Source organism: Microbacterium sp. LWH3-1.2, from assembly GCF_040675855.1.
In the GTDB taxonomy this organism is placed as follows: Bacteria; Actinomycetota; Actinomycetes; order Actinomycetales; family Microbacteriaceae; genus Microbacterium.
The window spans coordinates 3,083,864-3,108,791 of record NZ_JBEGIK010000001.1; the positions used below are offsets into that span (position 1 = coordinate 3,083,864).

A 24,928-nucleotide genomic window follows, 5' to 3' on the forward strand; every position below is an offset into this window, starting at 1 on the left:
CAGTGAGCACCGCGCGTCAGCGCAGAGCGGTGCGGCTCGTCGCGGTGGCCTCGAGTGCGACGCCGTCGGGTACGAACATCGTGACGATGGGCGGATGCCACTGCGCTGCGACCGTCACCCGTGCGGACACTCCGTCGGGGGTCGACGCCGAAACAAGACGCGCGTCGGGACGGACGGAGCCCATCATCGCCTCCGCCTCGCGGCGCACGCTCGCGTCGGTGAGCGTGGCGAGGGGCTCGCCGGCGACCACCGACAGGTCGAAGCCGTCCGCAGCGGCCAGGGCCGCAGCATCCGCGACGGCATCGAGCTGCTTCTGCGCGAGATACAGGCTCGTCGCGGCCGTGCACACCAGGATCACCGCGATCGCAAGCACGGCGTAGCCGAGCGTGAGAATGAGGACGCTGCCCTCGTCGTCGGCATCGTGCGCCTCGGTGCGCGCGGCACGGGCGCGGCGCACGCGCGCGATCACCGTTCGCTCCAGAAGCGGGAGACCTTGTGTGCGGCCGAGGCATCGATGGGGATCGCGGCGATGCTGTCGAGATCGAGCACCGGCGGCACGAGCGGCAGGGTGACCGACGTGCGGACGCTCACGTGCAGAGTCGCGCCGGCCCTCGGGCACGCGGCGCCGGATGGCGTGCAGTCGAACGAGAGGTCGACGTCGTCGAGTCCGTACTCCTGCGACACCGCCGCCAGCACGGCGTCCGCCCGGGCACGGGCGTCATCGGCGTCGCTTGCCGTCGACACGGCACGTGCGACGTGGCGTGCTGCGGCCTCCGCTCCCAGGCTCTGCCCCTGGATGAGCCCGAGCGCGACGACCAGGTAGACGAGAGGTACGAGCAGGACGAGCCCGACGAGGATGAACTCGAGCGCCGCGGAGCCGCGGTCGCCGAGCGGGTCCGTGGGAGGAGCGTCAGTCGAAGGATTCGACGGGTGCATGTGCCGTCACCTCCAGTCCCCGCGCCGCCCCGAGCAGGCCGACCAGCGGCAGCGTCGTCCGGACGCGCACCTCGACCGTCTGCTGACCGAGCGACGCCGTCTCGTGTGCGGTGACATCGGTGGTGTACTCGGCGCCGATGGTGCGATCCACGATGTCACGCGTACGCTGAGCGCCGTCGGCGAGCGTCGTGTCGGCGAGGGCGGCGTGGTACGCGCCCTCGACCGCGGCGTCGTGGACGACATTGCGGACGTACACCGCGAGGCCGAACTGCAGCACGCCCAGCGTGAGGACGGTGAGGAGCGCGCCGACGAGGATGAACTCGACAGGACTGGCCCCGGCGTCGTCTCGGAGATCCGCCACGAGTCGGGTCCGCATGCCCGACCTCGCGCGGGCCAGGACGACGCGCACGGCGTCAGAGTCCGGAGACGCGGCTGATCGCCTGCTCGAACAGATCGGCAAGCGCAGGACCGGCCATCGCCCAGATCACGACGACGAGTCCCGCGGTCATCAGAGTGATGAGGACCCAGCCGGGCACGTCGCCCCGCTCGTCGTCGGCGAGGTCGCGCGCCCCCGCGTGAAGTCGAGCGGTGAGGCGCAGCATCCGTTCTTTCATCATTTCTCCTTCCGGCCGTCAGCCGAGTCCGAGTCGAAGCATGAAGATCCCCGGGAACACCGCGAACAGCACGCTGAGCGGCAGGATCAGGAAAACCAGGGGGAAGAGCATGTAGATCTCTTTCCGGCCCGCGCGCTCGATGAGCGTGCGCTTGGCGTCCTCGCGAGCGTCGATCGCCTGCGCCTGCAGAACGTGCGCGAGCGGGGCGCCGCGCTCGATCGCTGCCACCAGCTGGTCGATCGCGCGGGTGAGCGCAGGGATCTCGAGGCCCGCGGCCAGGCGCGTGAGCGATTCCGACAGCGGTGAGCCGGTGCCTACCGCCACCACGACGCCGCGCAGCTCGGCGGTGAGCTCCCCCGCACCGACATCGCTGACGCGACGCAGCGAGTCGAGGATCCCCTCACCCGCCGACAGGCAGAGCGCGAGGAACTCGAGCACGGTCGGCAGCTCTTCCTCGATGCGCGCCGCTCGCGCCCGTGCCGCGCGCGTGAGCCACGCGTCGTACGCGATCGCTGCTGCCACGGCGGCGACCGGTGGGAGCAGTGCGAGAACGGGCGACCCGCGCCCGGCGAGAACGAGCGCGACGACGACTCCGCCGCCGATCGCGAGGCCCGCGATCGCCCAGGCGAGCTGCCGGCCGCGGAAGCGCGCCGCGTCGATCGCCCAGGCCGCCTGGTGCAGCCGCCGCGTGAGCACCGCATCACCACCGGCGAGCCGGGCGAGGCGCCGCCGTGCGAACGCCGACCACGCGAACGGCGAACTCCCGCCGGCGGAGTCAGTCACGTCGAGGCCCCGCGGATCGGTGACATCGCGGATGTACGGCGCGATCCGCCGCGCCAGGCTGGGCGCGCCCCACCGCGGCGCAAGCGAGATCAGCAGACAGACGCCGACGCCCAGCGCCGTGCCGAGGACGACGGCGTACGCGACATCCCCCATCGCGAACCCGATCATCCGAACCACCGCCGCGGCTCGGGAAGGCGGCCGAGCCGGATCATGAGCCGGTAGGCGACGAGCGACACCGCCGCACCGACGAGGATGAGCGCGATCCCTCCGGGGCTGCCGTAGGCACGCGCACCTTCGGGCCGCATCGCGAGCATCGCGAGGATCACCCACGGCGCGATCACGCCGAGCACGGCCGCCCCGCGGATCCACGATTGGCGGGACTCCACCTCGGCACGCAGCGCCGCGTCCGCCCGCACCGACGACGCGAGGGCCCGCAAGACCGTCGTGAGCTCCGTGCCGCCGACCTGTCGCGCCATGCGGAGAGTCTCGACGATGCGATCGGCGACCGGGTCGGCCAGGCCGGTCTTGAGCCTCTGGATGCTGGAATCGAAGTGCCCCGAGGCCGCCATGTCGCGGGCGAAGGCCGCGAACGCGGGCCTGAGCTCGGAGGGCGCGGAGTCGGCGAGGGTCGCGACCGCGTCGGGCAGCGACATCCCCGCCCGCACCGAGGCGATGAGCAGATCGCACACGTCTGGCCAGAGTCCGCGCCGCGAGCGCAGCAGCTTCGAGCGGCGCGCCCGCAGCCATGTGAACGGCGCCAGCGCACCGGCGACGGCGGCGACCAGAGCGAGGGCGGCGACCGGAGCGACGAGCCACGCCACCGCAGCCGCGACCGCGCCGCACACGCCTGCCACAACGACGATCGCCGGCACCGAGACGCGTGACATGCCCGCGTCTTCGAGCAGGCGCGCAATCCGCCCGCGCCGTGCGACGCCCGGGCGGCGGGATCCTGCGGGCCAGAGCCACGGCGAGAGAATCAACAACAGCCCGGCTGCGAGCACCGCGCCCCATACGAAGGTCACGCGGACACCGTCCGATACAGCGTGTGCGCGGTGATGACGCCGCCCGCGACCCCGGTCGGCGTGACGATCTCGACCACTCGCCGCGCTCCGCTCGCGTCGCGCTCGCAATGCGCGACCAGATCCACGGATGCTGCCACCGCCGGCTGCACGAAGCTCGCGTCGATGTTGCGCCCGGCCAGCAGCGGCAGCGCGGCGAGCTTGGCCAGCGCCTCTCGTGCCGAATTGGCGTGGATCGTCGCCGCCCCGGGGACGCCGGTGTTGAGCGCGAGCAGTAGGTCCAGCGCCTCGGCGTCGCGCACCTCGCCCACGACCAGGCGGTCGGGACGCATACGCAGCGCCTCCTTCACCAGGCGCCGGAGCGTCACCTCGCCGGTGCCTTCGAGACTCGGCTGGCGGCCCTGCAAGGCGACGAGATCGGACGCCGCGACCGCGAGTTCGAATGTCTCCTCCACGGTCACGATCCGGTGCTCGGGCGGACACGCCGCGATGAGCGCGCCGAGCAGCGTCGTCTTGCCCGCGTGCGTCGAGCCCGACACCAGGACCGACTGCCCGGCGACCATCGCGTCGCGCAGCAGCGTCGCCGCCTCCGGTGCGATCGAGCCGGCGGCGACCAGCCGTCCGAGATCGCGGTACGCAGGAAGGAACTTGCGGATGTTCACCGCCCAGTGCCGGCGAGTGATGTCCGGGATGACGACATGGAGCCGGCTGCCGTCCGGCAGCGACGCGTCGACGAACGGCTGACTCAGATCGACACGACGGCCGCTGGACTGCAGCATCCGTTCCACCAGATCGCGCACCGCGGTGTCGGTGAGCATGAGCGGCGTGCGCTCGGGCACTCCCCCGCGGGCCACGAAGATGCGGTCGGGGGCGTTGATCCACACCTCTTCGACCGTCGGATCGTCGAGGTACGCCTGCAACGGCCCGAAGCCGGACACCGCGGCGAGCACCTCGCGCACGCACGCCGTCTCGTCGTCGACGGGCGCGAGTCCGCGGGCCAGGGCGAAATCGTTGTGCCGGCGCACCTCGGCGCGGGCGACCTGCGCCGCGAACTCGGGATCGCGGGTCGGATCCGAGCGCTCCGCCAGGAGGCGCTCACGCACGCGCTCCGCCACGACGGTCGCGACGGGAGCGGCGGGGGAAGTCACGTCAGCATCCTGCCAATTGGCTGCGGAGCCGGCCGAAAGTTATCCACAGATGCGCGGGACGCGCTCGAGAGGCAGGATGGAGGAACCGACGAAGGGACGAAGATGACGAAGACGGAGATGACCCCTGCGGCGAAGGCGGGACTCGGCGTGCTCGGCATCGTGCAGGTCGTGTTCGCGTTCCTCGCGTTTTGGGATCTGGCACACCGCGACGCCGACGAAGTGCGCGGACCCAAGGTCGCATGGATCCCCGCGATCCTCGTGAACTGGATCGGCCCCGCGAGCTACTTCCTCTTCGGCATCCGCCGCTGATTCCTCCCCCGTGTCGACGGGGGCGCCAGCCCCACAGCCGACCCTCAGTCGCCTCAGTAGACTGAGAGCCTCGCGGGAGTGGTGAAATTGGCAGACACGCAGGATTTAGGTTCCTGTGCCTCCGGGCGTGTGGGTTCAAGTCCCACCTTCCGCACGCGAGTTCTCGCATCATCCGCCGACTGACGACGGGACAACCATCGTGCACGCTGTTCCCACCGCCCTGATCCCCTGGCTGGATCCGGCCGCCATCATCGGATGGGCCGGTCCGTGGGCCCTCGTCGTGGTGTGCTTCATCGTCTTCGCCGAGACCGGCCTGCTCGTCGGGTTCCTCCTCCCCGGCGACACACTCCTCGTCATCTCGGGACTGCTGTCGCACCCTCAGCCGTACGCGCCGCACGGTGTGTTCGGCCTCAGCGTGTGGTGGGTGGCGCTCCTCATCGGGCTTGCCGCGTTCGTCGGTGGCGAAGTCGGCTACTACATCGGTCACAAGGGCGGTCCGGCGGTCTTCGAGAAGAAGGAGTCCGGGCTCTTCAGCGTCAAGAACGTCGAGCGCACCAACGCGTTCTTCGAGCGCTTCGGCGGCCTGACGATCATCCTCGCCCGGTTCGTGCCGATCGTCCGCACGTTCGCCCCTGTCGCCGCGGGCATCGGCCACATGAACAAGTGGAAGTACACGCTCTACAACTTCACAGGCGCCGTCCTGTGGGGCTTCGGGCTCACGATGTTCGGCTACGCCATCGGATTCATCCCGCCTGTCGCAGAGTTCGTCGAGAACTACATCGACCTGATCCTGCTCGCTGCGGTGGGTGGCACTGCCGTCGTGACGCTGTGGCACTACCTCCGCGAGCGCAGCAAGGCGAAGAAGGCCGCCGCGGCCGGTGAGGACGTCGTCACCGACCATGCCGAGGCCGAGGCGCTCGTGCTCGACCCCGAGGTGTTCGAGCGCGGACCCGAGCACGGCGACGCTCCGAAGGCGTGAGCTCAGGGGTGTTCAGGCGGTCAGGACGCCTTCTTCTTCTTCGCTGCGGGCTTCTTGGCGGATGCCTTGGCCTCGGCCCTCGCCGGGGCGGCAGCATCCGTCTTTCCTGACGTCGTCTTCGCGCCGCCCTCGCGGGCCGCACGCGACTTCTCGACGCTCGCGCGGAGGGCGGCCATGAGGTCGATGACCTCGCCGCCCACCTCCTCTTCCTCCTGCTCGCCGAACGTCTCGGACGTGTCGACCGCGTCGCCCTTTTCGAGCTTGGCCTCGATGAGGGTGCGCAGCTCCTCCTGGTACTCGTCCTTGAACTCCTCGGGATCGAAGTCGCTCGAGAAGCTCTCGACGAGGGACGCCGACAGCTCCAGCTCCTTCGCCGAGATGCGCACCGACTCGTCCAGCGAGGGGAACGCGGCCTCTCGCACCTCGTCGGACCACAGCAGCGTCTGCAGCACCAGTACGTCAGAACGCACCCTGAGCGCCGCGAGCCTGGTCTTCTGCCGCAGCGAGAATCGCACGATCGCCGTGCGGTCGGTCTGCTCGAGCGTCTTGCGCAGGAGCACGTAGGCCTTGGGCGAGGCCGAGTCGGGCTCGAGGTAGTACGCACGGTCGAGCGTCAGCAGATCGATCTGCTCGCTCGGCACGAACTCTACGACGTCGATCTCGCGACTGCGCTCAGCCGGGAGCGACTCGAGGTCCTCCTTTGTCAGCACCACGGTCTTCTCGCCGTCGTCGTAGGCCTTGTCGATGTCGAAGTACGGCACGACTTCACCGTCGATCTCGCAGATCCGCTGGTAGCGGATGCGCCCGCCGTCCTTGTTGTGCACCTGATGCAAGGAGACGTCGTGGTCCTCGGTCGCCGAATACACCTTCACCGGCACGTTGACGAGCCCGAACGTCAGTGCACCCTTCCAGATCGCTCTCACCCCACCAGTGAACACCAGGGCGCCGACACGCGGCCACCCCTTGCGCGCCGCGGCGCCGATACTCTGAGCCCATGGCGGGCGACGAGCAGCTGGTGCGCATCGGCGGGCGCCGCCTGCGCATCACGAATCTCGAGAAAGTGCTCTACCCCGAGACCGGCACCACCAAGGGCGAGGTGATCGACTACTACTCGCGCATCGCCGAGGCGCTGATCCCCCACGTAGTCGGACGCCCCGTCACCCGCAAGCGGTGGCCCGACGGCGTCGGCACGGCGGACGATCCCGGCATGGTCTTCTTCGCGAAGGACCTCGAACGGGGCGCGCCCTCATGGGTGCGGCGGATGCCGATCCCCCACTCCACCGGTACCAAGGAGTACCCGCTGGTCGGCGACGTGCCGACGCTCGTCTACCTCGCGCAGGTCGCGAGCCTCGAGCTGCACGTGCCTCAGTGGCGATTCGATGCGGGAGGCGGCCGAGGCCCTGCCGATCGGCTCGTGCTCGACCTCGACCCGGGTCCGGATGCCGGCCTCGCCGAGTGCGCGGTGGTGGCCGGCTGGGCGCGTGAGATCCTCCTCGACATGGGGCTGGAGCCGTACCCGGTCACCAGCGGCAGCAAGGGCATCCACCTCTACACAGCGCTGCCGCCCGGACAGTCCACCGAGCAGGCATCGGCGCTCGCGAACGAGCTCGCCCGCGCGATCGAGGCCGATCACAAGGACCTCGTCGTCAGCAGCATGAAGAAGACCGAGCGACACGGGAAGGTGCTCATCGACTGGAGCCAGAACAACGGATCGAAGACGACGATTGCGCCCTACTCGTTGCGCGGTCGCCCGCATCCGACGGTCGCCGCGCCGCGCACGTGGGACGAGCTCGATGACCCGGGGCTGCGCCACCTCGAATTCACCGAAGTGCTCGATCGCGCCGAGACCATCGGCGACCCGATGGCCGCACTCGGCTTCCACGCCGGCGGTCGAGACGCGGAGTCCGGCCCGCTGTCGGCGTACATCTCCAAGCGCAGTGCCGACCGCACCCCGGAGCCGGTGCCTGCGAACCCCCTGGGGGCCACGCCTCACGGGGAGCTTCCCCGCTTCGTCATCCAGGAGCATCACGCGACCGCCCTGCACTGGGACTTCCGCCTCGAGCACGACGGCGTACTGGTGAGCTGGGCCGTGCCGCGGGGCGTGCCCCACTCGTATAAGCGCAACAACCTCGCCATCATGACCGAGGACCACCCCATGGAGTACGCCACGTTCGAGGGCACGATCCCGGCGGGCGAATACGGCGGAGGCACCGTCACGATCTGGGACGACGGCCGCTACGAGCTGGAGAAGTGGCGTGACGACGAGGTCATCGCGACCCTGGAGGGCCGTCCGGGCGGGCCGCTCGGACGCGTGCGGCTGGCTCTGATCCGCACCGCCGGCGAAGGAGAGAAGTCCAGCTGGCTCCTGCATCGGATGAAGACGGATGCTGCGGGCCGCCCGCAGCCGGAGGGCACCGTCGTCGAGCCCAGCCCGCAGGCTGACGCCCCGCGGCAGGCCGGCGTCCGCCTTCGACGCGCCAGCCACGACCCGACTGAGAAGCCCGGCCGCAGCTCGGAGTCGTCGCCGAACCTCGACACGCTGCGCCCGATGCTCGCGACCGCGGCCGATCCGGTGCGCGCGCGCCAGGACGCCCGGCGCTGGGGTGAGCCGGCGTGGGTGGAGATGAAGTGGGACGGCATCCGCGCGGTCGGAGCCTGGGACGGGCAGCTCCTGCGCCTGTTCGCCCGCAGCGGCAACGAGGTCACGCACCGGTACCCGGAGCTGACGGCGGTCGACGCGGGGCTGGGCGCCGAGCCGTGCGTCCTCGACGGCGAGCTCGTCGCCCTCGAACCCGACGGACGGCCGAGCTTCCCGCTCCTGCAGACGCGGATGAACCTCGAGCACACGGGAGACATCGCCCGCGTGGCGCGGCGGACGCCCGTCCGCTACTACCTCTTCGATGTGCTCGCCCACGACGGCGAAGACCTCACCGCCCTGCCGCTGCACGAGCGACGGGACGTGCTGGAATCGGTGGCCGCTGCATCCGTCGAATCGATCACCGTTCCGCCCGTCTTCGACGATGTCGACGCGGCGCTCGACACGAGTGTGCAGCTGCGCCTGGAAGGGATCGTGGTCAAGGATCCAGCCTCGCGCTACCTGCGGGGGGCACGGTCGGAGTCCTGGCTCAAGGTGAAGAATACGCGCACCCAGGAGGTCGTGATCGCAGGCATCCGGCCCGGGAAAGGCGGGCGCAGCAGCACGTTCGGGTCGCTCTTGCTCGGCATTCCCGGAAGCGACGGGCTGCAGTACGCGGGCCGAGTGGGCAGCGGCTTCAGTGACTCCACGCTCGCCGTGCTGCTGAAGAAGCTGACGCCGCTGCGCACCGACGAGAACCCCCTGGTCGGCGTGCCGGCTCCCGACGCGCGTGACGCCCTCTGGGTGCGGCCCGAGCTCGTCGGCGAGGTCGAGTATGGCGAGTTCACGCCCGCCGGCATCCTGCGCCACCCGCGCTGGCGCGGCCTGCGGCCCGACAAGTCCCCTGCCGAGGTCCGGCGCGAGGACTGATGCCTCGCTAGGCGTGGGCTTCGTGCTCCACGTGTCCGGCCGGTTCGAGCTGGAACGTCGAGTGCTCCACGTCGAAGTGATCCGACAGACACGTCTGAAGGGTGCTGAGGATGCCGCCCGCGCGGCCGTCGGCGAGCGCGGCGTCGTCCACCACGACATGCGCGGTGAACACCGGCGCTCCGCGCGTGAGCTGCCACACATGCACGTCGTGCACGTCGACCACCCCGGGTGCGGCGAGGATGTGCTCGCGGATCTCCCTGACGTGCGTGCCTTTGGGCGCCGACTCGGCCAGCACCGAGCCAACCTCACGCAGCAGCCCGATCGCCCGCGGTATGATCATCGCGGCGATGAACAGCGAGGCGATGGCGTCGGCCTGGTACCACCCCGTCGTGACGATGACGAGCGCGGCGACGATCACCGCCGCCGAGCCGATGAGGTCGCCGAGCACTTCCAGATAGGCGCCGCGCACGTTGATGCTGCGCCGCTGCGCGGAGCTGAGCAGCCACATCGCCACGCCGTTCGCCACCAGTCCGACGATCGCGACGACGAGCATGAGACCGCCGGCGACCTCGGTCTCCCCCGGGCTCATCAGGCGCGAGATGCCTTCGAACGCGACCCACCCCGACAGCACGATCAGGATGACGCCGTTGATCAACGCACCGAACACCTCGGCACGCTGATACCCGAAGGTCCGGCGGTCGTTCGCGGGCCTGGCCGCGACGGTGCTCGCAATGAGGGCGATCACGAGGGCCGCAGCATCCGTGAACATGTGCGCCGCGTCGGCGAGGAGCGCGAGCGATCCCGACAGCACCGCGCCGCCGATCTGCACCACCATCACCGTGGCGGTGAGCGCGAACGAGATCGCGAGCAGGCGGCGGTTGCCCGCTCCTCGGATCCCGGTCGGCGCGTGGTCGTGCATGATCTCAGGCTAAGCCCCGCGTGAGGCGGGACAGGGCTGATCCGCCCAGTCGGGAATGAGTGTGATTCTCACTGTCGACTGCGGATGCCAGCCGGCCGCGGCGACGAACGGTGCGATGCCGGCGAGAGCCGTAAGGCTCGAAATCCTCACCTCCGCTCCGTCCGGCTGATACCGTCGCGCCGTGGAGGACGGCGTCGAGCCAGTGACCGATCGCCCCTGGCGACGCTCGGATGCGTTCGCCTATGCCCGTCATCGCATCGCGCGGGCGGTGCGTCCTCCGGTCGTGGTCACGCCGATCGGCACCGACGTGCGGATCCGGCGCGATGTCGAGGTGCCCATGCGCGACGGGACGCTCCTGCGGGCGAACCTCTACCTGCCGATGACCGGAGTCGCCGTGCCGTCGATCCTCTGCGCGCACCCCTACGGCAAGGACGCGCTCCCGCGACGCGCGGGCCGGCGCTACCGGATCAATCCGCAATTCCGCATCCTGCGCCAGACCGCGGCCGTGCACATCTCGGACGAGACCAGCTGGGAGGCCCCCGATCCGGCGTGGTGGGTGCCGCGGGGCTACGCCGTGGTCAACCTCGATGTGCGCGGCGCCGGCCGTTCGGACGGCGTGGGCTCGTTGATGAGCGACGCCGAGGCGGAAGACGTCTACGACGCGATCGAGTGGATCGCGGCGCAGGGCTGGTGCGACGGCGGGGTTGCGATGCTCGGCGTGTCGTACCTCGCGATCTCGCAGTACAAGGCGGCTGCCCTGCGTCCGCCGCATCTGCGTGCGATCGTGCCGTGGGAGGGCTTCACCGACGCGTACCGCGACTTCTTCTACCCCGGCGGAGTCCGAGAGATCGGATTCTCACGCCTGTGGACGACCCTCGTCCGCCGATCCGCGCGCATGTCGCCGGATCTGGGTCGAGAGGCCTCGGGGCGTCCCGACGACGACGCGTGGTGGCGCTCGCTGGCGCCCGATCTTGGCCGGATCGAGACGCCGATGCTCGTCTGCGGCAGCTTCTCGGACCACAACCTGCACTCTCGCGGCAGCTTCCGCGCCTTCGTCCTCGCCGGATCGACCCACCGCCACCTGTTCACCCACCGCGCCGGCAAATGGGCCGCGTTCTACGGGGATGAGGCCAAGGCGACGCAGCTCGCGTTCCTCGACACGCACCTGAGGGGTGTGGCGTCCGCGCTGCCGCGCGTGCGGTTGGAGGTGCGCGAGCGCGGCGATCTCATCCATGCCGTCCGCGCTGAGGAGCACTGGCCGCCCGCGACCCGGCCGCTGCTGCTCCACCTCTCTGACGGAGGTCGGCTGTCGACGTCGCCGGCGCCCGGCAGGTTCGTCTCGGTGGCCGGCCGACGACGCGCCGCGCGATTCTCGTGGGTGTTCCAGGGCGATGCCGAGGTCACCGGCGAGGCGCGCCTGCGGCTGTGGGTGAGCGCCGCGGTCGCCGGCCCGGTCTCGATCTTCGTCGGGCTCTCGAAATGGAGCGGTGGGCGATTCGTTCCGTTCGAAGGCTCGTACGGCTTCGGTCGGGACCTCGTCACGACCGGGCTTCGCCGGCTCGACGTGCGCACCACTCCCACGGAGGTCGAGATCGACTTCGCTCCGTCGGCGACGTTCTTCCGCGCAGGCGACGAACTGCGCATGCATGTCGCGGGCCGGCAGCTCTCTCCCCGAAATCCGCTGACGGGCGCTTTTCCCGCGCTCTACCGGTCCGGCGGGCGGGCCGCCTTCGCGCTGCATTCCGATCCCACCCGTCCACAGGTGCTCCACCTGCCGGTCGTGGAACGGGGTTGATCCCGCGTCAGAGGGCAGCGAGGAGGGTGGCGAGCGCGCCGAAGGCGCGGGACCGGTGGGATGCCGCGTTCTTCTCGTCCACCGTCCACTCGCCGACCGTCCGCTCGGCGCCGGGCTCCTGCCCGTCGGGCACGAAGATCGGGTCGTAGCCGAACCCGCCGGCACCCGATGGAGCCGTCGCGAGACGCCCCGGCCAGACCCCCTCGACCACGTGCTCCTTCACTGCTCCGTCCCCGGGCACGACGAGCGCGATCGTCGAGACGAACTGCGCGGTGCGGTGCGGGTCACCGATGTCGGAGAGCTGGTCGAGCAGCAGGTTCAGGTTGGCCGCGGCATCCTTCGCGTGTCCCGCCCAGTACGCCGAGAAGACGCCGGGAGATCCGCCCAGCACATCGACGCACACACCCGAATCGTCGGCGAGGGCGGGCAGCCCCGAGTGCTCAGCGGCGGCGCGCGCCTTGATGAGCGCGTTCTCGGCGAACGTGACGCCGTCCTCGATCGGCTCGGGCCCGTCGTACCCGACGACCTCGAAATCGGGGCGCGTCGCCGCGACGATCGCCTGGAACTCCTCGACCTTGTGCGGGTTGTGGGTCGCGAGGACGATCTGAGGCATCCGTCACTCCCCTGCGGGCCGCAGGGCCGCGAGCTGGTGGCTGCGCAGGTCGGCGCAACCGTTGACGCCGAGTTCCAGCAGCGCGTCGAGCTCACGCTTATCGAACGGCGCGCCTTCGGCGGTGCCCTGCACCTCGACGAACAGGCCCCGTCCCGTGACCACGACGTTCATGTCGGTCTCGGCCCGCACGTCTTCGACGTACGCGAGGTCGAGCATCGGCTCGCCGTCGATGATGCCGACCGACACCGCCGCGACCGAGTCGAAGAGCACCTGCGCCTTCTGACCGATGAACTTCCTGCCCCTGCCCCACTCGATCGCGTCGGCGAGCGCGACGTAGGCGCCGGTGATCGCCGCGGTGCGCGTGCCGCCGTCGGCCTGGAGCACGTCGCAGTCGATGACGATGGTGTTCTCTCCGAGTGCCTTGGTGTCGACGACCGCGCGGAGCGCCCGGCCGATGAGGCGCGAGATCTCGTGCGTGCGGCCGCCGATCTTGCCCTTGACGCTCTCACGGTCGTTGCGCTCGTTGGTGGCGCGCGGCAGCATCGCGTACTCGGCGGTGATCCAGCCCTTGCCCTTGCCGGTCAGCCAGCGCGGCACGCCGTTCGTGAACGACGCCGTGCACAGCACCTTGGTGTTCCCGAACGAGATGAGGGCGGAGCCTTCGGCCTGACTCGACCAACCCCGCTCGATCGTGATGGGACGCAGCTGGTCGACGGAGCGGCCGTCGGCACGGGTGATGTCGGTCATGCGGTTCTCCTCCGGAGGGGGGACGGATGCCTCAGCCGAGGCGCCGGGCAGGGTTCGAGGCGTGAGGCAGGTCGATGGCGCCGGTCTGCACAAGACGTACCGAGCTGACCTCCCGGCCCATCAGGCGGTGCGCGAGGCGCAGGAACTCGTCGGCGGACGCACCGGTGGCCTCGTAGAGGTGGCGGGGCTCGGCATCTGGCCCGGCCAGCAGGTCGCGGGAGACCAGCTGACGGTACACGTCCTTCGCGGTCTCGGTGTCGCTCGAGACGAGGCTGACGTCGGGCCCCATGACGTAGCTGATCGCGCCCTCGAGGAACGGGTAGTGAGTGCAGCCGAGCACGAGCGTGTCCACCTCGGCCGCGCGGAGCGGCGCGAGGTACTCCTCGGCGACCGCGAGCACCTCGGGCGAGCCTGTGACGCCGGCCTCGACGAATTCGACGAAGCGCGGGCAGGCCTGGGCGAAGACGGTGAGGCGCTCGTTGACTCCGAGCATGTCCTGGTACGCCCCGGAACCGATGGTCCCCGCCGTGCCGATGACACCGACTCGTCCGTTGCGCGTCGTCGACATCGCGGTGCGCACCGCGGGGTTGATGACTTCGACCACCGGCACGTCGTAACGCTCGCGTGCGTCGCGCAGCATCGCGGAGGACGCGGTGTTGCACGCGATCACGAGCATCTTCACGCCCTGGGCCACGAGGTCGTCGAGCACCTCGAGCGAGTAGCGGCGGACGTCGGCGATCGGCTTCGGCCCGTAGGGCGAGCGCGCGGTGTCGCCGATGTAGAGGATCGACTCCCGCGGCAGCAGCGCCGAGACCGCCCGCGCGACGGTGAGCCCGCCGACCCCGGAGTCGAAGATTCCGATCGGCGCGTCGTTCACGAGAATCCACCCTACGCCAGCGGGTCACTAGGCTGACCCGCATGACCCATGGGCACGCTGCGCGTCCGGCCTCGACCGCCCTGCTGACGGACCGCTACGAGCTCACGATGGTCGACGCGGCGCTCCGCGACGGCACCGCCCACCGCCGATGCGTGTTCGAGCTGTTCGGTCGACGTCTCCCGGGCGCCAGGCGGTTCGGCGTGGTCGCAGGAACGGGCCGACTGCTCACGCTCCTCCGCGACTTCCGCTTCGGCGACGAAGAGCTGCGCTTCCTCCGTGACGAGAAGGTGGTGGATGCCGCGACCCTCGACTTCCTGGCGGGTTACCGGTTCACCGGCTCCGTGACGGGCTACCGCGAAGGCGAGCTGTACTTCCCCGGCTCGCCGATCCTCACCGTCGAAGGAACGTTCGCCGAGGCCGTCGTGCTCGAGACCCTCGCGCTGAGCGTGCTCAACCATGACTCCGCCATCGCGACCGCCGCCGCACGCATGAGCATCGCCGCCGGCGATCGTCCGCTCGCCGAGATGGGGTCGCGGCGAGCCGGCGAGTCCTCCGCTGTCGCGGCGGCACGTGCGGCCTACATCACGGGATTCGGTGCGACCTCCAATCTGGAAGCCGGCCGCTGCTGGGGAATCCCGACGATGGGCACCGCCGCGCACGCATGGACGCTGGTGCACGACACCGAGGAGGACGCGTTCCGCGCCCAGATCGACGCCCTCGGCGTCGGGACGACCCTGCTCGTCGACACCTACGACATCCGTCAGGGCGTCGAGACGGCGATCCGCGTGGCGGGAACCGGGCTCGGCGGCGTCCGCATCGACTCCGGCGACCTGCCGACGGTGGCGGCGGAGGTGCGTGCCCAGCTCGACGACCTGGGCGCCACCGGCACGCGCATCACCGTGACGAGCGACCTCGACGAGTACGCGATCGCCGCGCTCGCGGCATCCCCCGTCGACTCGTACGGCGTGGGCACGTCGGTGGTCACGGGATCCGGCACTCCGACGGCCGGCATGGTCTACAAGCTCGTGGCACGCCAGGATTCGGACGGCGGCTGGGTCGGCGTGGCGAAGGCGTCGACCGACAAGGCGTCGAAGGGCGGCCGCAAGGCGGCCTTCCGCACGCTGGATGCGGGAACCGCGACGAGTGAGCTCATCGTCGTGTCGGACGGCTTCGAGGCGCTGGAAACCGCCTCGGAGCATCCCGACGCGCGGGCACTGCAGGTGCCGCTGGTCATCGACGGTGAACCGGATGCCGCATACGAGGGCCCTGACGGCGTCCAAGCCGCGCGAGCCCATCACTCGCGCGTGCGCGAGGAGCTTCCGGTGCGCGCACTCGCGCTCAGCCGCTCCGACCCGGCGATCCCGACCGTCTACACCGACGCCGGGTGATCAGCCCTGGAGCGACTCGTAGATCTCTTTGCAGGTCGGGCACACGGGGAACTTCTCCGGGTCGCGACCCGGCGTCCACTTCTTGCCGCACAGGGCGCGCACCGGCTTGCCCGTGATGGCGGACTCGAGGATCTTGTCCTTCTTCACATAATGGGAGAAGCGCTCGTGGTCACCCGGCTCGATGTTCTCTTCTTTGAGGAGCTCTTCGAGCTCGCGATCGAGGGTCGCGATGCCGCCCTGGTCGGGGCTGTCCAGCGGGGTGCTCATGGTCTGCCAGTGTAGTCGGGGCAGGCAGGGATGGGGTCGGTCGGCACCAGTCAGGTGGACTCGGCGAACTCCATCAGCCGCCCGCCGCGACGATCGAACGCGACCGCTCCGATGCCGATGCCCGCGACGAGCACGCCGACGCCGATGGCCAGGCCTGCCCACAGCGCCGTGCTCGCAGCATCCGTGTCTCCTCGCAGGGCGAGCCAGCCGCACCACAGCACCGGCGTCGACACCACGAGTGCGCCGGCCATGACGCTTCCCTGAGCGATGGCCCCGCTCGCGCTCGTGCGCTGGGGCTGCTGGAACGGACTCTCGCCCGGCCGCGAGACGGCGTAAGGCGCCACCACCGACGAGATGCTCGAAAGCCCCAGACCCGACAGGAACAGTGCGGCGCACACGCCTGCGAGGGCCGGGAGCACCGCCCAACGCCCGTGCAGGAGAGTCGCCACGGGGATCGCGAGGGCGAGCAGTGGGGTGCCGACCAGCAGGACGGGCACGAGCCGGCCGAGCCGGTCGGAGACACCGCGCACGCCGCTGGCGATGTGCATCCAGACGGCGGTGGAGTCGTAGGCGAGGTCGTCGTGCGGCAGCCAGCCGAGGAAGAGGGCTGCGAACGGCACGGGCACGAGGGCGACGAGCTCGGGCGGGACCCCCGCGATGAGGAGGGGCACCACAGTGATGACGGCCGCGAACGGGATCACGAGGCCGTTCACCACGTAGCGACGGTCACCGAACCAGTAGACGAGACTGCGCGCCGCGATCGCACCCGCGGGCGTACCCGGCGCGACGCCGAACCATCCGAGCCCGCCGCGCTCACGCCCGATGCCCGGGCGCTCGGTCGTGGTGAGCAGTCGCTTGACCGCCCACGCCCAGAGCGCTCCCAGCAGGACGACCGTGAGGACCGCGATGAGCGCCGACAGCCATGCGGCGCCCCCCGTGACCACCATCCCGGGCAGCGCCCACGCGGCGCCGAAGGGGGTGAGGGCGAGCCAGTCCACGGCTACGAGCAGCTGAGGTGGCACGCTCCCCTGCCACTCCAGCGAGGCGAGGAAGACGCCGACCGGCACCACGACGACGAGCACCACGAGCACGAACACGCCCGAGAGCTCGCGCGAGCGCCGGTCGCGCAGGAGCAGTGAGGCCAGTGCCATGCACACACGCGCAAGGAGGACGCATGTCACGACCCCGAGCAGTACGCTCGCGACCCCGATGATCACCGGGACGCCGTGCGCGGCCCACACGATCGCCGAGCAGACCGCGATCGCGAGCAGCACGAGGATCGGGACGCTCAGGAAGCCGGCGACCGCGAGCACGAGGGCGAGGCTGCCCCGCGGGAGGCCGAACAGCGCGAAGCGGCGCGGGTCCAGCGGGTCTTCTACGGAGCCGAACAGGGGCGCGAGCGCGAACCCGAGGGTCACGGCGGAGCCGCCCAGCACCGTGACGGCGAGCGCCTCCTCGGTGGAGGCGTCCTGCAGCGTCAGCAGCGCCCAGCACGCCGCCACCGTCGCGGCGGCGAGGATCACGAGCCCGGTGACCACGCGCGCGACATGCCCCGCGTGGCCGCGGAACGTGCCGAACAGCAGAGCGAGCCTCAGTCGGAGAATGTGTGCAGCCACTCGAGGCCCTCCACGTCGCTGAGCCCTCCGGCCAGTTCCACGAAGCGCTGCTCGAGCGTCAGCTCGCCGCGCACCTCGTCGACGGTGCCTTCCGCGAGCACCTGGCCGGCCACGATGACCGCGACGCGTGTGCAGACGCGCTCGACGAGGTCCATGCCGTGGCTCGAGAGGATCACCGTGCCGCCGTGAGCGACGTAGGTGGAGAGGATGTCGAGGATGATCGCACTCGAGACGGGATCGACCGCCTCGAACGGCTCGTCGAGCACGAGCAGCCGCGGCGAGTGGATGAGCGCTCCCGCGAGCATGACCTTCTTGAGCATGCCCGCGGAGTAGTCCGAGACGCTGCGGCCCAGTGCGTCCTCGAGATCGAACGCGCGCGCGAGGTCGGCGGTGCGGCTCTCGACGATCGCGGGTGGAAGCTTGCGCAGCACGCCGTAGTAGTAGAGGAGCTGACGGCCGGTGAGGCGGTCGAAGGTGCGGAGCCGATCGGGCAGGACGCCCATGAGCTTCTTGGCCGCGAGCGGCTTGGCCGCGGCATCCACTCCGCCGACATGGATGGTGCCGCGATCAGGCTCGAGCAGGCCCGCGATCATCGAGAGCGTGGTCGTCTTGCCGGCGCCGTTCGGGCCGACGAGGCCGTAGAACGTACCGGCCGGGATCGTCAGGTCGATGCCGTCGACGGCGTGGGTGCTGCCGAAGCTCTTGCTGACACCGCGGAGCACGAGGGCGTTCCCGGATGCTGCGACCGCTGATGCGGCGCCGTCCAGCGAGACGGCGGCGGCCAGCGCCTCGGGGTCGACGGTCGTCACGGGCTCGGGCACGGCGAGGGGCGCGGGCGTCAGGTTCGCGGGCTCAGCCACGGGCGCGGACTCGACCACGGGCTCAGCATCGGCCACCGTCACGGTTTCGGCAAGAGTCGCGTGCCCGGCGTCCGCCTCGGGATCGGTGGGGCGTTCGCCGTCGACCGCGAGTGCGGGTGCGATCTCAGCCCCGGGCGCAGTCGCCGGTTCGGGCGCGATCTCGGGTCCGGGGGCGACCCCGGGTTCCGGCGCGAGCGCAGCTTCAGCATCGACCACGACGTCGCGCCCTGCCGCAGCTTCGGCCTCGGCGGCGGCGACCGCGTTCGTCGCCTCCTCGTGGACGGACTCCGCGTCTTCGACGGAGGGAGCCTCCGCAGCATCCGTCGGCGCATCATCGTGAGCTGCGGGCAGCGGCGGGCGCGGGGGCACGGCGATGCTGGCAGCGGCGCTCGCCGCGAGTTCGAGATCGCTCGGCAGAGGAGGCGGAGGCCCCGGATCCGCAACGGGAGCCGGCTCCGGCTTCGAGGCAGCCGGTGTGCGCTTCTTGCGCGGAGCGGCCCCCGCCTTCGAGCTGTCGTCGGTGCGCGGCTTGCGCGGCGGGCGGCGGGGCTTCTCGGGAGCCGGTGAGACCGTGTCTGCGAGGCGTACGACGCGCGCGCTGGAGTGACGGTCCGGCTCTTCCGGATCGATGTCATTCGGCACCGGGAGGGAGGCTGTCACTACACCAACGTATCAAGCGGGCCCGACGGCGAGGCGGTTCGTCTCGCCGCGTCGCGGCATTCACGTTATGTCACAACTCTGCAACGGGAGGCGCTCATTATGCGCCTTCCCAGGCCCCGTCGCTACCATGGTCGAGGCACGAAGGGGTGTCGCGCCGGCGAACCGGCAGTGAATCACGCACTTCAGGAGCAGATTTTGACCCTTCAGACCGTCATCCTCGCAGCCGGAATGGGCTCGCGCCTCGGCCGCAGCCTGCCCAAGCCCCTCACGGAACTCGGCGACGGCCGCAGCATCATGCAGCAGCAGCACGACAACATCCGTGCCACCTTCGGCCGCGAAGCCAAGATCACCACGGTCGTCGGCTACCGCGCCGAGACCATCGTCGAGGCGTTTCCCGACGTCGACTACGTCTACAACGACCGTTACGACCAGACGAACACCTCCAAGAGCCTCTTGCGCGCGCTGTCGAAGACGGGGAAGGGCGGCGTCCTCTGGATGAACGGCGACGTCGTCTTCGACCCGCGCGTCCTCGGGCGCGCGATCGAGCTCATCGAGCGCGACCAGTCGTTCGTCACGGTCAACACGTCCAAGGTGAGCGACGAAGAGGTCAAGTACACCGTCACGTCCGAGGGCTACATCAACGAGCTCTCGAAGACGGTCAAGGGCGGCATCGGCGAGGCCGTGGGCATCAACTACATCTCGAGCCGCGACAAGAAGGCGTTCATGCGCCACCTGACCCGCGTCGACGATCAGGACTACTTCGAGCGCGGGCTCGAGCTCGCGATCGCCGAGGACGGTGTGCTGCTCGAGCCGCTCGACATCTCCGACCTGTATGCCGTCGAGGTGGACTTCGCCGAGGACCTGGAGCGCGCGAACCTCTTCGTCTGATCTTCTGTCTGTGTGAACGTCGGCCGGGGTGTCAACCCCGGCCGACGTTCGGCATCTGCGCATAGGATCTCTGCGATGACCGACAAGGTGCACCAGATCCACTCCCTGCCCGGCGACGCGCCATGGCACGGCGGACTGCCGCCCGTAGGCTCCGACGAGCATCCGTTCACCATCCGCGCGCTCGATCGCGTGCTCGCGATCCAGCGGCCGGTCGTGCTCGCCCACCTGCGCAGCATCCGGCTGCGCCACCCGGACGCCTCCCCGGCCGATATCGTCCGCATCCTCGAACGACGCTACCTCGCGGCAGTGACCACCGGCGGTGCCGCGGTCGGCGCGACCGCCGTCGTGCCGGGGATCGGCACCGGCGTGACGCTCGCGCTCAGCGGCGTCGAGACCGTGGCCTTCCTCGAGGCGACGACGCTCTTCGCGCAGTCGGTCACCGAGGTGCACGGCATCCCGGTGTCGGATCCCGAGCGTGCCCGCGCGCTCGTGCTGACGCTCATGCTGGGCAAGGAAGGCGTCGACCTCGTCGCGCAGCTCGCCGGGCAGGCAGCCGGGCGCGGTCCGACTCGCTCGGGATACTGGGGCGAGCTGATCACGAAGTCGCTCCCCCGGGCGGCCGTCGGACCGCTCGTCGACCGGCTCAAGACGACCTTCATCCGCCAGTTCGCCGCGCGCGGCGGCGCATCGTGGATCGGCAAGGCGCTGCCGTTCGGCATCGGCGCGGCGATCGGCGGCGCCGGCAACAACATCCTCGGCCGCCGAGTGCTCACCGGCTCCCGACGCGCGTTCGGCAGCCCGCCGCTGATCCTGCCTCCCGAGCTCGAGCCCCGTCCCGGCGCCGACCGGCTCGAACGGCTCGCAGGACGCGGCATCCGTCGCGCCGGAGAGGCCGTGGTCGGCGGCATCACGCGCGGCGCATCGGGGGCGCGGCGAATCACCGCGCGCGTGATCCGACGCACCCCCGACGCCATCGACGCCCCGACCGAGGACGACAAGCCTTCCTGACGCCGTCCCCCCGATGCGCGGTGGGGTGAAAATGGCGGCATGCGGCGCAGGAGTCGGGCGAGAACGAGTAGGGCATGTGGTCCCCAGGCGGCATGAAAGCGCTTGCTGCGTGTCCTCGACACGCACACGACCGCGGGCATACGCTCACAGTATGGACAGCACGTTGGCGTGCCTTGCGGCGTGGATGCCGCGGCAGCGGTGGTACGCCGCAAAAGGGCGCCCGCCCAGCCTGCGCTTGCTCTCGTGGTGGGATCTCGGCGTCGGGGCCGGTGGACCGGAGGACGCGGACGCGGGGGCGCGCATCCGCACATTCCTCGTCGCGGACGAGGGTGCGCTGCCCGCCGTGCTGTACCAGATCCCGGTCGTCGAGCGCGCCACGGAGACCGTCGACGCCGACCCCGACCACGTCATCGGGAGTCCGGTTCCGGGGACGACTTTCATCGACGGCCCGTTCGATCCCGCCTACGCGCAGGCGCTGCTGCGCCTCATCTCCCTCGGCGGCGCCGCGCACGGTCCGCAGACGACCGCGGTCGGGCGAGCAGCACCGTCGGGGCGGGCTCCCGAGCGAGCCACCTCGCGCGTCATCAGCGGCGAGCAGTCGAATACATCCCTCATCTATGAGGGCGACGGCGCCCCGGTGATCTGCAAGGTGTATCGCCAGCTGCATGCGGGCCTCAACCCCGATATCGAACTGCAGGAGGCGCTGGCCGGAGCCGGATCGCCGCACGTGCCGCGCCCGATCGGCTCCATCGAAGGGACGTGGCCCGACCTCACCACCGCTCACGGCACCGTGCGCGGGTCGCTCGCCTGCGCGCAGGAGTTCCTCCCGGGCGTCGAGGACGCGTGGCGCGTCGCACTCCAGGCCGCGGCGAGGGGCGACGACTTCCGCGATGAGGCTCGGGCTCTCGGCGCCGCGACGGCGGAGGTTCATCTCGCTCTCGCCGAGTGCTTCCCGACCCGCACGGCGACCGCGGCCGATCGTGAAGCGACGGCCGCCACATGGGAGCGGCGGTTCGCGATCGCGATGGCGGAGGTTCCCGACATCGCCGGTCAGCGGGATGCCGCGGCCGAGGTGTATCGCCGCGCACTCGAGGTGCCGTGGCCGCCGCTGCAGCGGGTCCACGGCGACTTCCACCTCGGGCAGGTGCTGCACTCCCCCGACCGTGGCTGGATCATGGTCGATTTCGAGGGCGAGCCCCTGCGCCCGATGGCGGAGCGCACGCAATCCGATCTCGCGCTCCGCGATGTCGCCGGCATGCTCCGCTCGTTCGACTATGTCGCGGGTTCACTCCGCCTCGACGATCCCGACCGCTCCGCGGATGCGGTGCTCTCCTGGGCGCGCGACGCCCGTGGAGCGTTCGTGGACGGATACGCGGCGTCGGCCGGCGGGCTCGACCCCCGGCATCCGCTGCTTGCCGCGCTCGAGCTGGACAAGGCTGTGTACGAGGCGATCTACGAGGCCCGCAACCGGCCGACGTGGGTGGCGATCCCGCTTCGTGCGATCGCTCGACTCGTCGAGCGTCCTGCCCCGGTGGCCTGACGCCGGGCGCTGCTCTCGGAGCGGCCGGGCTCACCCCTCGTCGTCGAGTTCCGCTTCGTCTTCGGGCTCGTCGTCCTCGGTGTCGGCGACCGACCGGGCGTACCAGGCGTCCCAGTCGTCCATGAGGCGCTGGACGGCCCCCTGGAACCGCGCCGTCGCGGCGCCGGGGGCCGTGTCACCGAAGTAGTGCGTGACCCATTCCTCGAGCCGCGTGACCGCCTCGGGGTCTGCGAGCACACGCTCGGTGTGGCCGACGATGTCGGGGGCGTCCGCCGCGGCCAGCCACTCGCACGCCGAGAGGTAGCCGTGCGTGTCTATCGCGGCGGCGGGGTCGGCCGGGCGCGTGATCATGAGCGGCTTGTCGGCCGCGAGCCGGTCGTAGACCATCGCGGAGATGTCGACGACGGCGACGTCGGCGGCGGCGAGCTGCCAGCCGAGCTCCGGCCCGTCGTCGAAGACGTGCTGGGCCGAGGGGTCCGACGCGTTCGCGGCGGTCAGCGCCGCGATGATGCGCGTGTTCGCGGCGCCGTACTCGTGGTTCACGACGCCCGAGCGCGGGTGAGGACGGTAGATCACCCGATGCCGACCGGTGGCCAGCAGAGCCGTGACGAGCGCCTCGCCATGTGTGACGATCGATCCGTAGTGCGCCGACGGGCGGTCTCCCTCCCACGTGGGCGCGTACAGCACCACCGTGCGATCGTCGGGGGTGTACGGCAGGGTGCCCGAGTAGTGGTCGGCCTGCGGGCGCCCGATCTCGATCGTGCGGCGCTCGATGTCGTAATCCCACAACACCCGCGAGAGTCGCTCGCGCGCGGCGTCGCCCGCGATCATCGCGTAGTCGTATGCCTTGTACTGGTTCGTGGTCATGTACATCTTGTCGGACTCGCCGTGGTTGATGAACACGTGCCAGCGCCGGCCGTAGCGGAACATCTGGAAGTTCCGCGTGTTCTGATTCACGTACAGCACGAGGCGGATGTCCTGCTTGGCGATGAAGCGCTCGAGATCCCGCACCGTCGGCACGAACGCCACCGGAAGGGCATTGTCCGCAAGCAGGGCCTCGGCGCCGGTGGCCGCGCGGCTCAGCACCACGACGGGCCACGTCTTGGCGAGGTCGGCGAGCGGCTTGTACCACTGCCGCATCTGGTACATGTTGACCGCGCCGTCGGCGAAGTAGACGGCGACCCGATACTGGAACGGCGGGTGCGGCGGCCGGGCCGCGAGCGTGCGCCGCACGTCGATGACGGCGGAGCGATTGCGCACCGCCTTCCGGACGAGCGCTACCGCCTTCTTTCCATCTGAGACCAGACCCACGCATCCAGACTACCCAGGGCACCCGTGACATGATCGACGCGTGCATGTCGAGCAACACGGGCGCAGGGACGCTCCGGTCCCTCCCCCCGGCGCCGGCGTGAGTTTCGTGATGCCGGTGCTCAACGAGCGCGACTACCTGCGGCGTGCCGTCGAGACGGTACTCGGGCAGGACATCCCGGGCCCGGCCGAACTGGTACTCGCCCTCGGTCCGTCAACGGACGGCACGAACGAACTGGCCGCCGAGCTCGCCGCCGGAGACGACCGCATCGTGCTGGTCGACAACCCCGACGCCGACATCCCCATCGGGTTGAACCTCGCGATCCGCGCCGCGCGCCACGCGACCATCGTGCGCGTGGACGCGCACTCCGAGCTCGATCCGACGTATGCGCGACGCGCGGTGGCGACCCTCGATCGCGTGCGCGCGGCGAACGTGGGCGGCGTCATGCGCGCTGACGGCCGGACGCCCTTCCAGCGTGCCGTCGCCCGCGCCTACAACTCCCCCATCGGTCTCGGCGGCGGCGCGTACCACGGCGGCACGCAGGAGGGCGAGGCCGAGTCCGCCTATCTCGGCGTCATGCGCCGCGACGTGCTCGAAGAGGTGGGGCTTTTCGATGAGAGCATCCGCCGCGGCGAGGACTGGGAGTTGAACCTGCGCATCCGCCGCGCCGGTTACCGCGTCTGGTTCGACCCGACGCTCGCCGTCACGTACTGGCCGCGCGAGAGCTGGACGCGCCTTGTGCGCCAGTTCTCCGCGACAGGGCGGTGGCGCGGTGAGCTCGTCCGCCGGTTCGGGCGAGGGAACTCGCTCCGCTTCTTCGCCCCGCCGGCGCTCGTGCTGATGATCCTGCTCGGCATCGTCGTCGGCGTGCTGCAGTTCTCGAGCGTGGTGCAGGGGTGGTGGTCGGTGGCGGCATCCGTCGTCTACCTCCCCGTGGTCGCGTACGCGTTCCTCATCGTCGGCGTCGCGATCGGCCCGGGCGGCGGGCGCGGCTGGCGCGACAAGCTGTGGACCGCAGCCGTTCTGCCGTCCATGCACCTGGCCTGGGGATGGGGGTTCCTCCTCGGGGTGATCGGCGGCGCCCACGACACCGTCGACACGTCGCGACTCGGGAGCCGCAACACACCTCTGCCGTGACCACGGGTGAC

25 protein-coding genes and 1 tRNA gene are annotated in these 24,928 nt (G+C 70.6%); 10 read left to right on the forward strand and 16 right to left on the reverse strand.

Annotated elements, in window-relative coordinates:
* Nucleotides 1-16: 16 nt before the first annotated feature.
* The 7 genes from MRBLWH3_RS14425 to MRBLWH3_RS14455 are packed head-to-tail and all read right to left on the reverse strand — an operon-like array spanning nt 17 to nt 4,500.
* Complete coding sequence (locus tag MRBLWH3_RS14425) at nt 17-469, reverse strand: pilus assembly protein TadG-related protein (protein ID WP_363433228.1); 453 nt, start codon at nt 467-469, stop codon at nt 17-19.
* Entirely contained in the window at nt 466-936 is a 471-nt protein-coding gene (locus MRBLWH3_RS14430) for a TadE family protein (protein WP_363433231.1), read from the reverse strand. Before MRBLWH3_RS14430 ends, MRBLWH3_RS14425 begins: the two co-directional genes overlap by 4 nt.
* A complete protein-coding gene (locus MRBLWH3_RS14435; RefSeq protein ID WP_414685407.1) occupies nt 911-1,312 on the reverse strand; it encodes a TadE/TadG family type IV pilus assembly protein in 402 nt (133 codons plus the stop codon). The genes MRBLWH3_RS14430 and MRBLWH3_RS14435 overlap by 26 nt, the downstream gene beginning before the upstream one ends.
* A gap of 37 nt (nt 1,313-1,349) precedes the next feature.
* Entirely contained in the window at nt 1,350-1,538 is a 189-nt protein-coding gene (locus tag MRBLWH3_RS14440; RefSeq protein ID WP_341998588.1) for a hypothetical protein, read from the reverse strand.
* 30 nt (nt 1,539-1,568) lie between these two features.
* A complete protein-coding gene (locus MRBLWH3_RS14445; RefSeq protein ID WP_363435540.1) occupies nt 1,569-2,501 on the reverse strand; it encodes a type II secretion system F family protein in 933 nt (310 codons plus the stop codon).
* Entirely contained in the window at nt 2,498-3,355 is an 858-nt protein-coding gene (locus tag MRBLWH3_RS14450) for a type II secretion system F family protein (RefSeq protein ID WP_363433236.1), read from the reverse strand. Before MRBLWH3_RS14450 ends, MRBLWH3_RS14445 begins: the two co-directional genes overlap by 4 nt.
* Nucleotides 3,352-4,500 (reverse strand): CpaF family protein, encoded by a 1,149-nt coding sequence (locus MRBLWH3_RS14455; protein WP_363433239.1) that lies wholly within the window; start codon nt 4,498-4,500, stop codon nt 3,352-3,354. The genes MRBLWH3_RS14450 and MRBLWH3_RS14455 overlap by 4 nt, the downstream gene beginning before the upstream one ends.
* Before the next feature lie 102 nt (nt 4,501-4,602).
* On the opposite strand from MRBLWH3_RS14455, the gene MRBLWH3_RS14460 reads away from it, so the two are divergent.
* The 3 genes from MRBLWH3_RS14460 to MRBLWH3_RS14470 all read left to right on the forward strand — a co-directional run bounded on the left by MRBLWH3_RS14460 (nt 4,603) and on the right by MRBLWH3_RS14470 (nt 5,788).
* On the forward strand, nt 4,603-4,809 hold the full coding sequence (locus MRBLWH3_RS14460) for a PLDc N-terminal domain-containing protein (RefSeq protein ID WP_363433241.1): 207 nt from the start codon (nt 4,603-4,605) through the stop codon (nt 4,807-4,809).
* Nucleotides 4,810-4,881: 72 nt separating this feature from the next.
* A tRNA-Leu gene (locus MRBLWH3_RS14465) sits at nt 4,882-4,963 on the forward strand.
* Between the two features lie 45 nt (nt 4,964-5,008).
* On the forward strand, nt 5,009-5,788 hold the full coding sequence (locus MRBLWH3_RS14470) for a DedA family protein (protein WP_363433243.1): 780 nt from the start codon (nt 5,009-5,011) through the stop codon (nt 5,786-5,788).
* 20 nt (nt 5,789-5,808) lie between these two features.
* Here the strand turns inward: MRBLWH3_RS14470 and MRBLWH3_RS14475 are convergent, their stop codons facing one another.
* Nucleotides 5,809-6,711: a Ku protein gene (locus MRBLWH3_RS14475; protein WP_363433245.1), complete on the reverse strand. Its 903-nt coding sequence runs from the start codon at nt 6,709-6,711 to the stop codon at nt 5,809-5,811.
* Between the two features lie 71 nt (nt 6,712-6,782).
* Here MRBLWH3_RS14475 and MRBLWH3_RS14480 point away from each other — a divergent pair, with 71 nt between their 5' ends.
* Nucleotides 6,783-9,293: an ATP-dependent DNA ligase gene (locus tag MRBLWH3_RS14480; RefSeq protein ID WP_363433247.1), complete on the forward strand. Its 2,511-nt coding sequence runs from the start codon at nt 6,783-6,785 to the stop codon at nt 9,291-9,293.
* Nucleotides 9,294-9,300: 7 nt separating this feature from the next.
* On the opposite strand, the gene MRBLWH3_RS14485 is transcribed toward MRBLWH3_RS14480, so the two are convergent.
* Nucleotides 9,301-10,212 (reverse strand): cation diffusion facilitator family transporter, encoded by a 912-nt coding sequence (locus tag MRBLWH3_RS14485; protein WP_363433249.1) that lies wholly within the window; start codon nt 10,210-10,212, stop codon nt 9,301-9,303.
* A 181-nt stretch (nt 10,213-10,393) separates the two neighbouring features.
* Here MRBLWH3_RS14485 and MRBLWH3_RS14490 point away from each other — a divergent pair, with 181 nt between their 5' ends.
* Nucleotides 10,394-12,007: a CocE/NonD family hydrolase gene (locus MRBLWH3_RS14490; RefSeq protein ID WP_363433251.1), complete on the forward strand. Its 1,614-nt coding sequence runs from the start codon at nt 10,394-10,396 to the stop codon at nt 12,005-12,007.
* A 7-nt stretch (nt 12,008-12,014) separates the two neighbouring features.
* On the opposite strand, the gene rdgB is transcribed toward MRBLWH3_RS14490, so the two are convergent.
* Genes rdgB through murI form a run of 3 tightly spaced genes read right to left on the reverse strand, consistent with a single transcriptional unit; the run spans nt 12,015 to nt 14,244 of the window.
* The gene (gene rdgB / locus MRBLWH3_RS14495) at nt 12,015-12,620 is read right to left on the reverse strand and encodes an RdgB/HAM1 family non-canonical purine NTP pyrophosphatase (RefSeq protein ID WP_363433253.1); all 606 of its coding nucleotides are present in this window, start codon (nt 12,618-12,620) and stop codon (nt 12,015-12,017) included.
* 3 nt (nt 12,621-12,623) lie between these two features.
* Nucleotides 12,624-13,367 carry a ribonuclease PH gene (rph, locus tag MRBLWH3_RS14500; RefSeq protein ID WP_363433255.1) on the reverse strand — a complete coding sequence of 248 codons (744 nt, stop codon included), beginning with the start codon at nt 13,365-13,367 and terminating at the stop codon, nt 12,624-12,626.
* Between the two features lie 31 nt (nt 13,368-13,398).
* On the reverse strand, nt 13,399-14,244 hold the full coding sequence (murI, locus tag MRBLWH3_RS14505; RefSeq protein WP_363433257.1) for a glutamate racemase: 846 nt from the start codon (nt 14,242-14,244) through the stop codon (nt 13,399-13,401).
* Nucleotides 14,245-14,285: 41 nt separating this feature from the next.
* Between murI and MRBLWH3_RS14510 the strand changes: the two genes are divergently transcribed.
* A complete protein-coding gene (locus MRBLWH3_RS14510) occupies nt 14,286-15,632 on the forward strand; it encodes a nicotinate phosphoribosyltransferase (RefSeq protein ID WP_363433259.1) in 1,347 nt (448 codons plus the stop codon).
* Here the strand turns inward: MRBLWH3_RS14510 and MRBLWH3_RS14515 are convergent, their stop codons facing one another.
* The 3 genes from MRBLWH3_RS14515 to MRBLWH3_RS14525 are packed head-to-tail and all read right to left on the reverse strand — an operon-like array spanning nt 15,633 to nt 19,035.
* Nucleotides 15,633-15,899 (reverse strand): DUF3039 domain-containing protein, encoded by a 267-nt coding sequence (locus tag MRBLWH3_RS14515; protein WP_045296870.1) that lies wholly within the window; start codon nt 15,897-15,899, stop codon nt 15,633-15,635. It abuts the gene before it with no gap.
* Between the two features lie 50 nt (nt 15,900-15,949).
* Entirely contained in the window at nt 15,950-17,515 is a 1,566-nt protein-coding gene (locus tag MRBLWH3_RS14520; protein WP_363433261.1) for a hypothetical protein, read from the reverse strand.
* The gene (locus MRBLWH3_RS14525; RefSeq protein ID WP_363433263.1) at nt 17,491-19,035 is read right to left on the reverse strand and encodes an ABC transporter ATP-binding protein; all 1,545 of its coding nucleotides are present in this window, start codon (nt 19,033-19,035) and stop codon (nt 17,491-17,493) included. Before MRBLWH3_RS14525 ends, MRBLWH3_RS14520 begins: the two co-directional genes overlap by 25 nt.
* A gap of 195 nt (nt 19,036-19,230) precedes the next feature.
* Between MRBLWH3_RS14525 and MRBLWH3_RS14530 the strand changes: the two genes are divergently transcribed.
* The 3 genes from MRBLWH3_RS14530 to MRBLWH3_RS14540 all read left to right on the forward strand — a co-directional run bounded on the left by MRBLWH3_RS14530 (nt 19,231) and on the right by MRBLWH3_RS14540 (nt 22,471).
* Nucleotides 19,231-19,923 (forward strand): phosphocholine cytidylyltransferase family protein, encoded by a 693-nt coding sequence (locus tag MRBLWH3_RS14530; protein WP_363433265.1) that lies wholly within the window; start codon nt 19,231-19,233, stop codon nt 19,921-19,923.
* A 75-nt stretch (nt 19,924-19,998) separates the two neighbouring features.
* Complete coding sequence (locus MRBLWH3_RS14535; RefSeq protein WP_363433267.1) at nt 19,999-20,931, forward strand: hypothetical protein; 933 nt, start codon at nt 19,999-20,001, stop codon at nt 20,929-20,931.
* Between the two features lie 151 nt (nt 20,932-21,082).
* On the forward strand, nt 21,083-22,471 hold the full coding sequence (locus tag MRBLWH3_RS14540; RefSeq protein WP_363433270.1) for a phosphotransferase: 1,389 nt from the start codon (nt 21,083-21,085) through the stop codon (nt 22,469-22,471).
* A gap of 30 nt (nt 22,472-22,501) precedes the next feature.
* Here MRBLWH3_RS14540 and MRBLWH3_RS14545 read toward each other — a convergent pair whose 3' ends face one another.
* A complete protein-coding gene (locus MRBLWH3_RS14545) occupies nt 22,502-23,782 on the reverse strand; it encodes a CDP-glycerol glycerophosphotransferase family protein (protein WP_363433273.1) in 1,281 nt (426 codons plus the stop codon).
* Between the two features lie 97 nt (nt 23,783-23,879).
* Between MRBLWH3_RS14545 and MRBLWH3_RS14550 the strand changes: the two genes are divergently transcribed.
* On the forward strand, nt 23,880-24,917 hold the full coding sequence (locus MRBLWH3_RS14550; RefSeq protein ID WP_363433276.1) for a glycosyltransferase family 2 protein: 1,038 nt from the start codon (nt 23,880-23,882) through the stop codon (nt 24,915-24,917).
* Nucleotides 24,918-24,928: the final 11 nt, after the last annotated feature.

Coding starts and splice junctions, on each gene's coding strand:
- MRBLWH3_RS14430 (WP_363433231.1), bottom strand. CDS start 936: ATGCACCCGTCGAATCCTTCGACTGACGCTCCTCCCACGGACCCGCTC.
- MRBLWH3_RS14435 (WP_414685407.1), bottom strand. CDS start 1,312: ATGCGGACCCGACTCGTGGCGGATCTCCGAGACGACGCCGGGGCCAGT.
- MRBLWH3_RS14440 (WP_341998588.1), bottom strand. CDS start 1,538: ATGCTGCGCCTCACCGCTCGACTTCACGCGGGGGCGCGCGACCTCGCC.
- MRBLWH3_RS14445 (WP_363435540.1), bottom strand. CDS start 2,501: ATGATCGGGTTCGCGATGGGGGATGTCGCGTACGCCGTCGTCCTCGGC.
- MRBLWH3_RS14460 (WP_363433241.1), top strand. CDS start 4,603: ATGACGAAGACGGAGATGACCCCTGCGGCGAAGGCGGGACTCGGCGTG.
- MRBLWH3_RS14480 (WP_363433247.1), top strand. CDS start 6,783: ATGGCGGGCGACGAGCAGCTGGTGCGCATCGGCGGGCGCCGCCTGCGC.
- MRBLWH3_RS14485 (WP_363433249.1), bottom strand. CDS start 10,212: ATGCACGACCACGCGCCGACCGGGATCCGAGGAGCGGGCAACCGCCGC.
- rdgB (WP_363433253.1), bottom strand. CDS start 12,620: ATGCCTCAGATCGTCCTCGCGACCCACAACCCGCACAAGGTCGAGGAG.
- rph (WP_363433255.1), bottom strand. CDS start 13,367: ATGACCGACATCACCCGTGCCGACGGCCGCTCCGTCGACCAGCTGCGT.
- MRBLWH3_RS14510 (WP_363433259.1), top strand. CDS start 14,286: ATGACCCATGGGCACGCTGCGCGTCCGGCCTCGACCGCCCTGCTGACG.
- MRBLWH3_RS14515 (WP_045296870.1), bottom strand. CDS start 15,899: ATGAGCACCCCGCTGGACAGCCCCGACCAGGGCGGCATCGCGACCCTC.
- MRBLWH3_RS14535 (WP_363433267.1), top strand. CDS start 19,999: ATGACCGACAAGGTGCACCAGATCCACTCCCTGCCCGGCGACGCGCCA.
- MRBLWH3_RS14540 (WP_363433270.1), top strand. CDS start 21,083: ATGGACAGCACGTTGGCGTGCCTTGCGGCGTGGATGCCGCGGCAGCGG.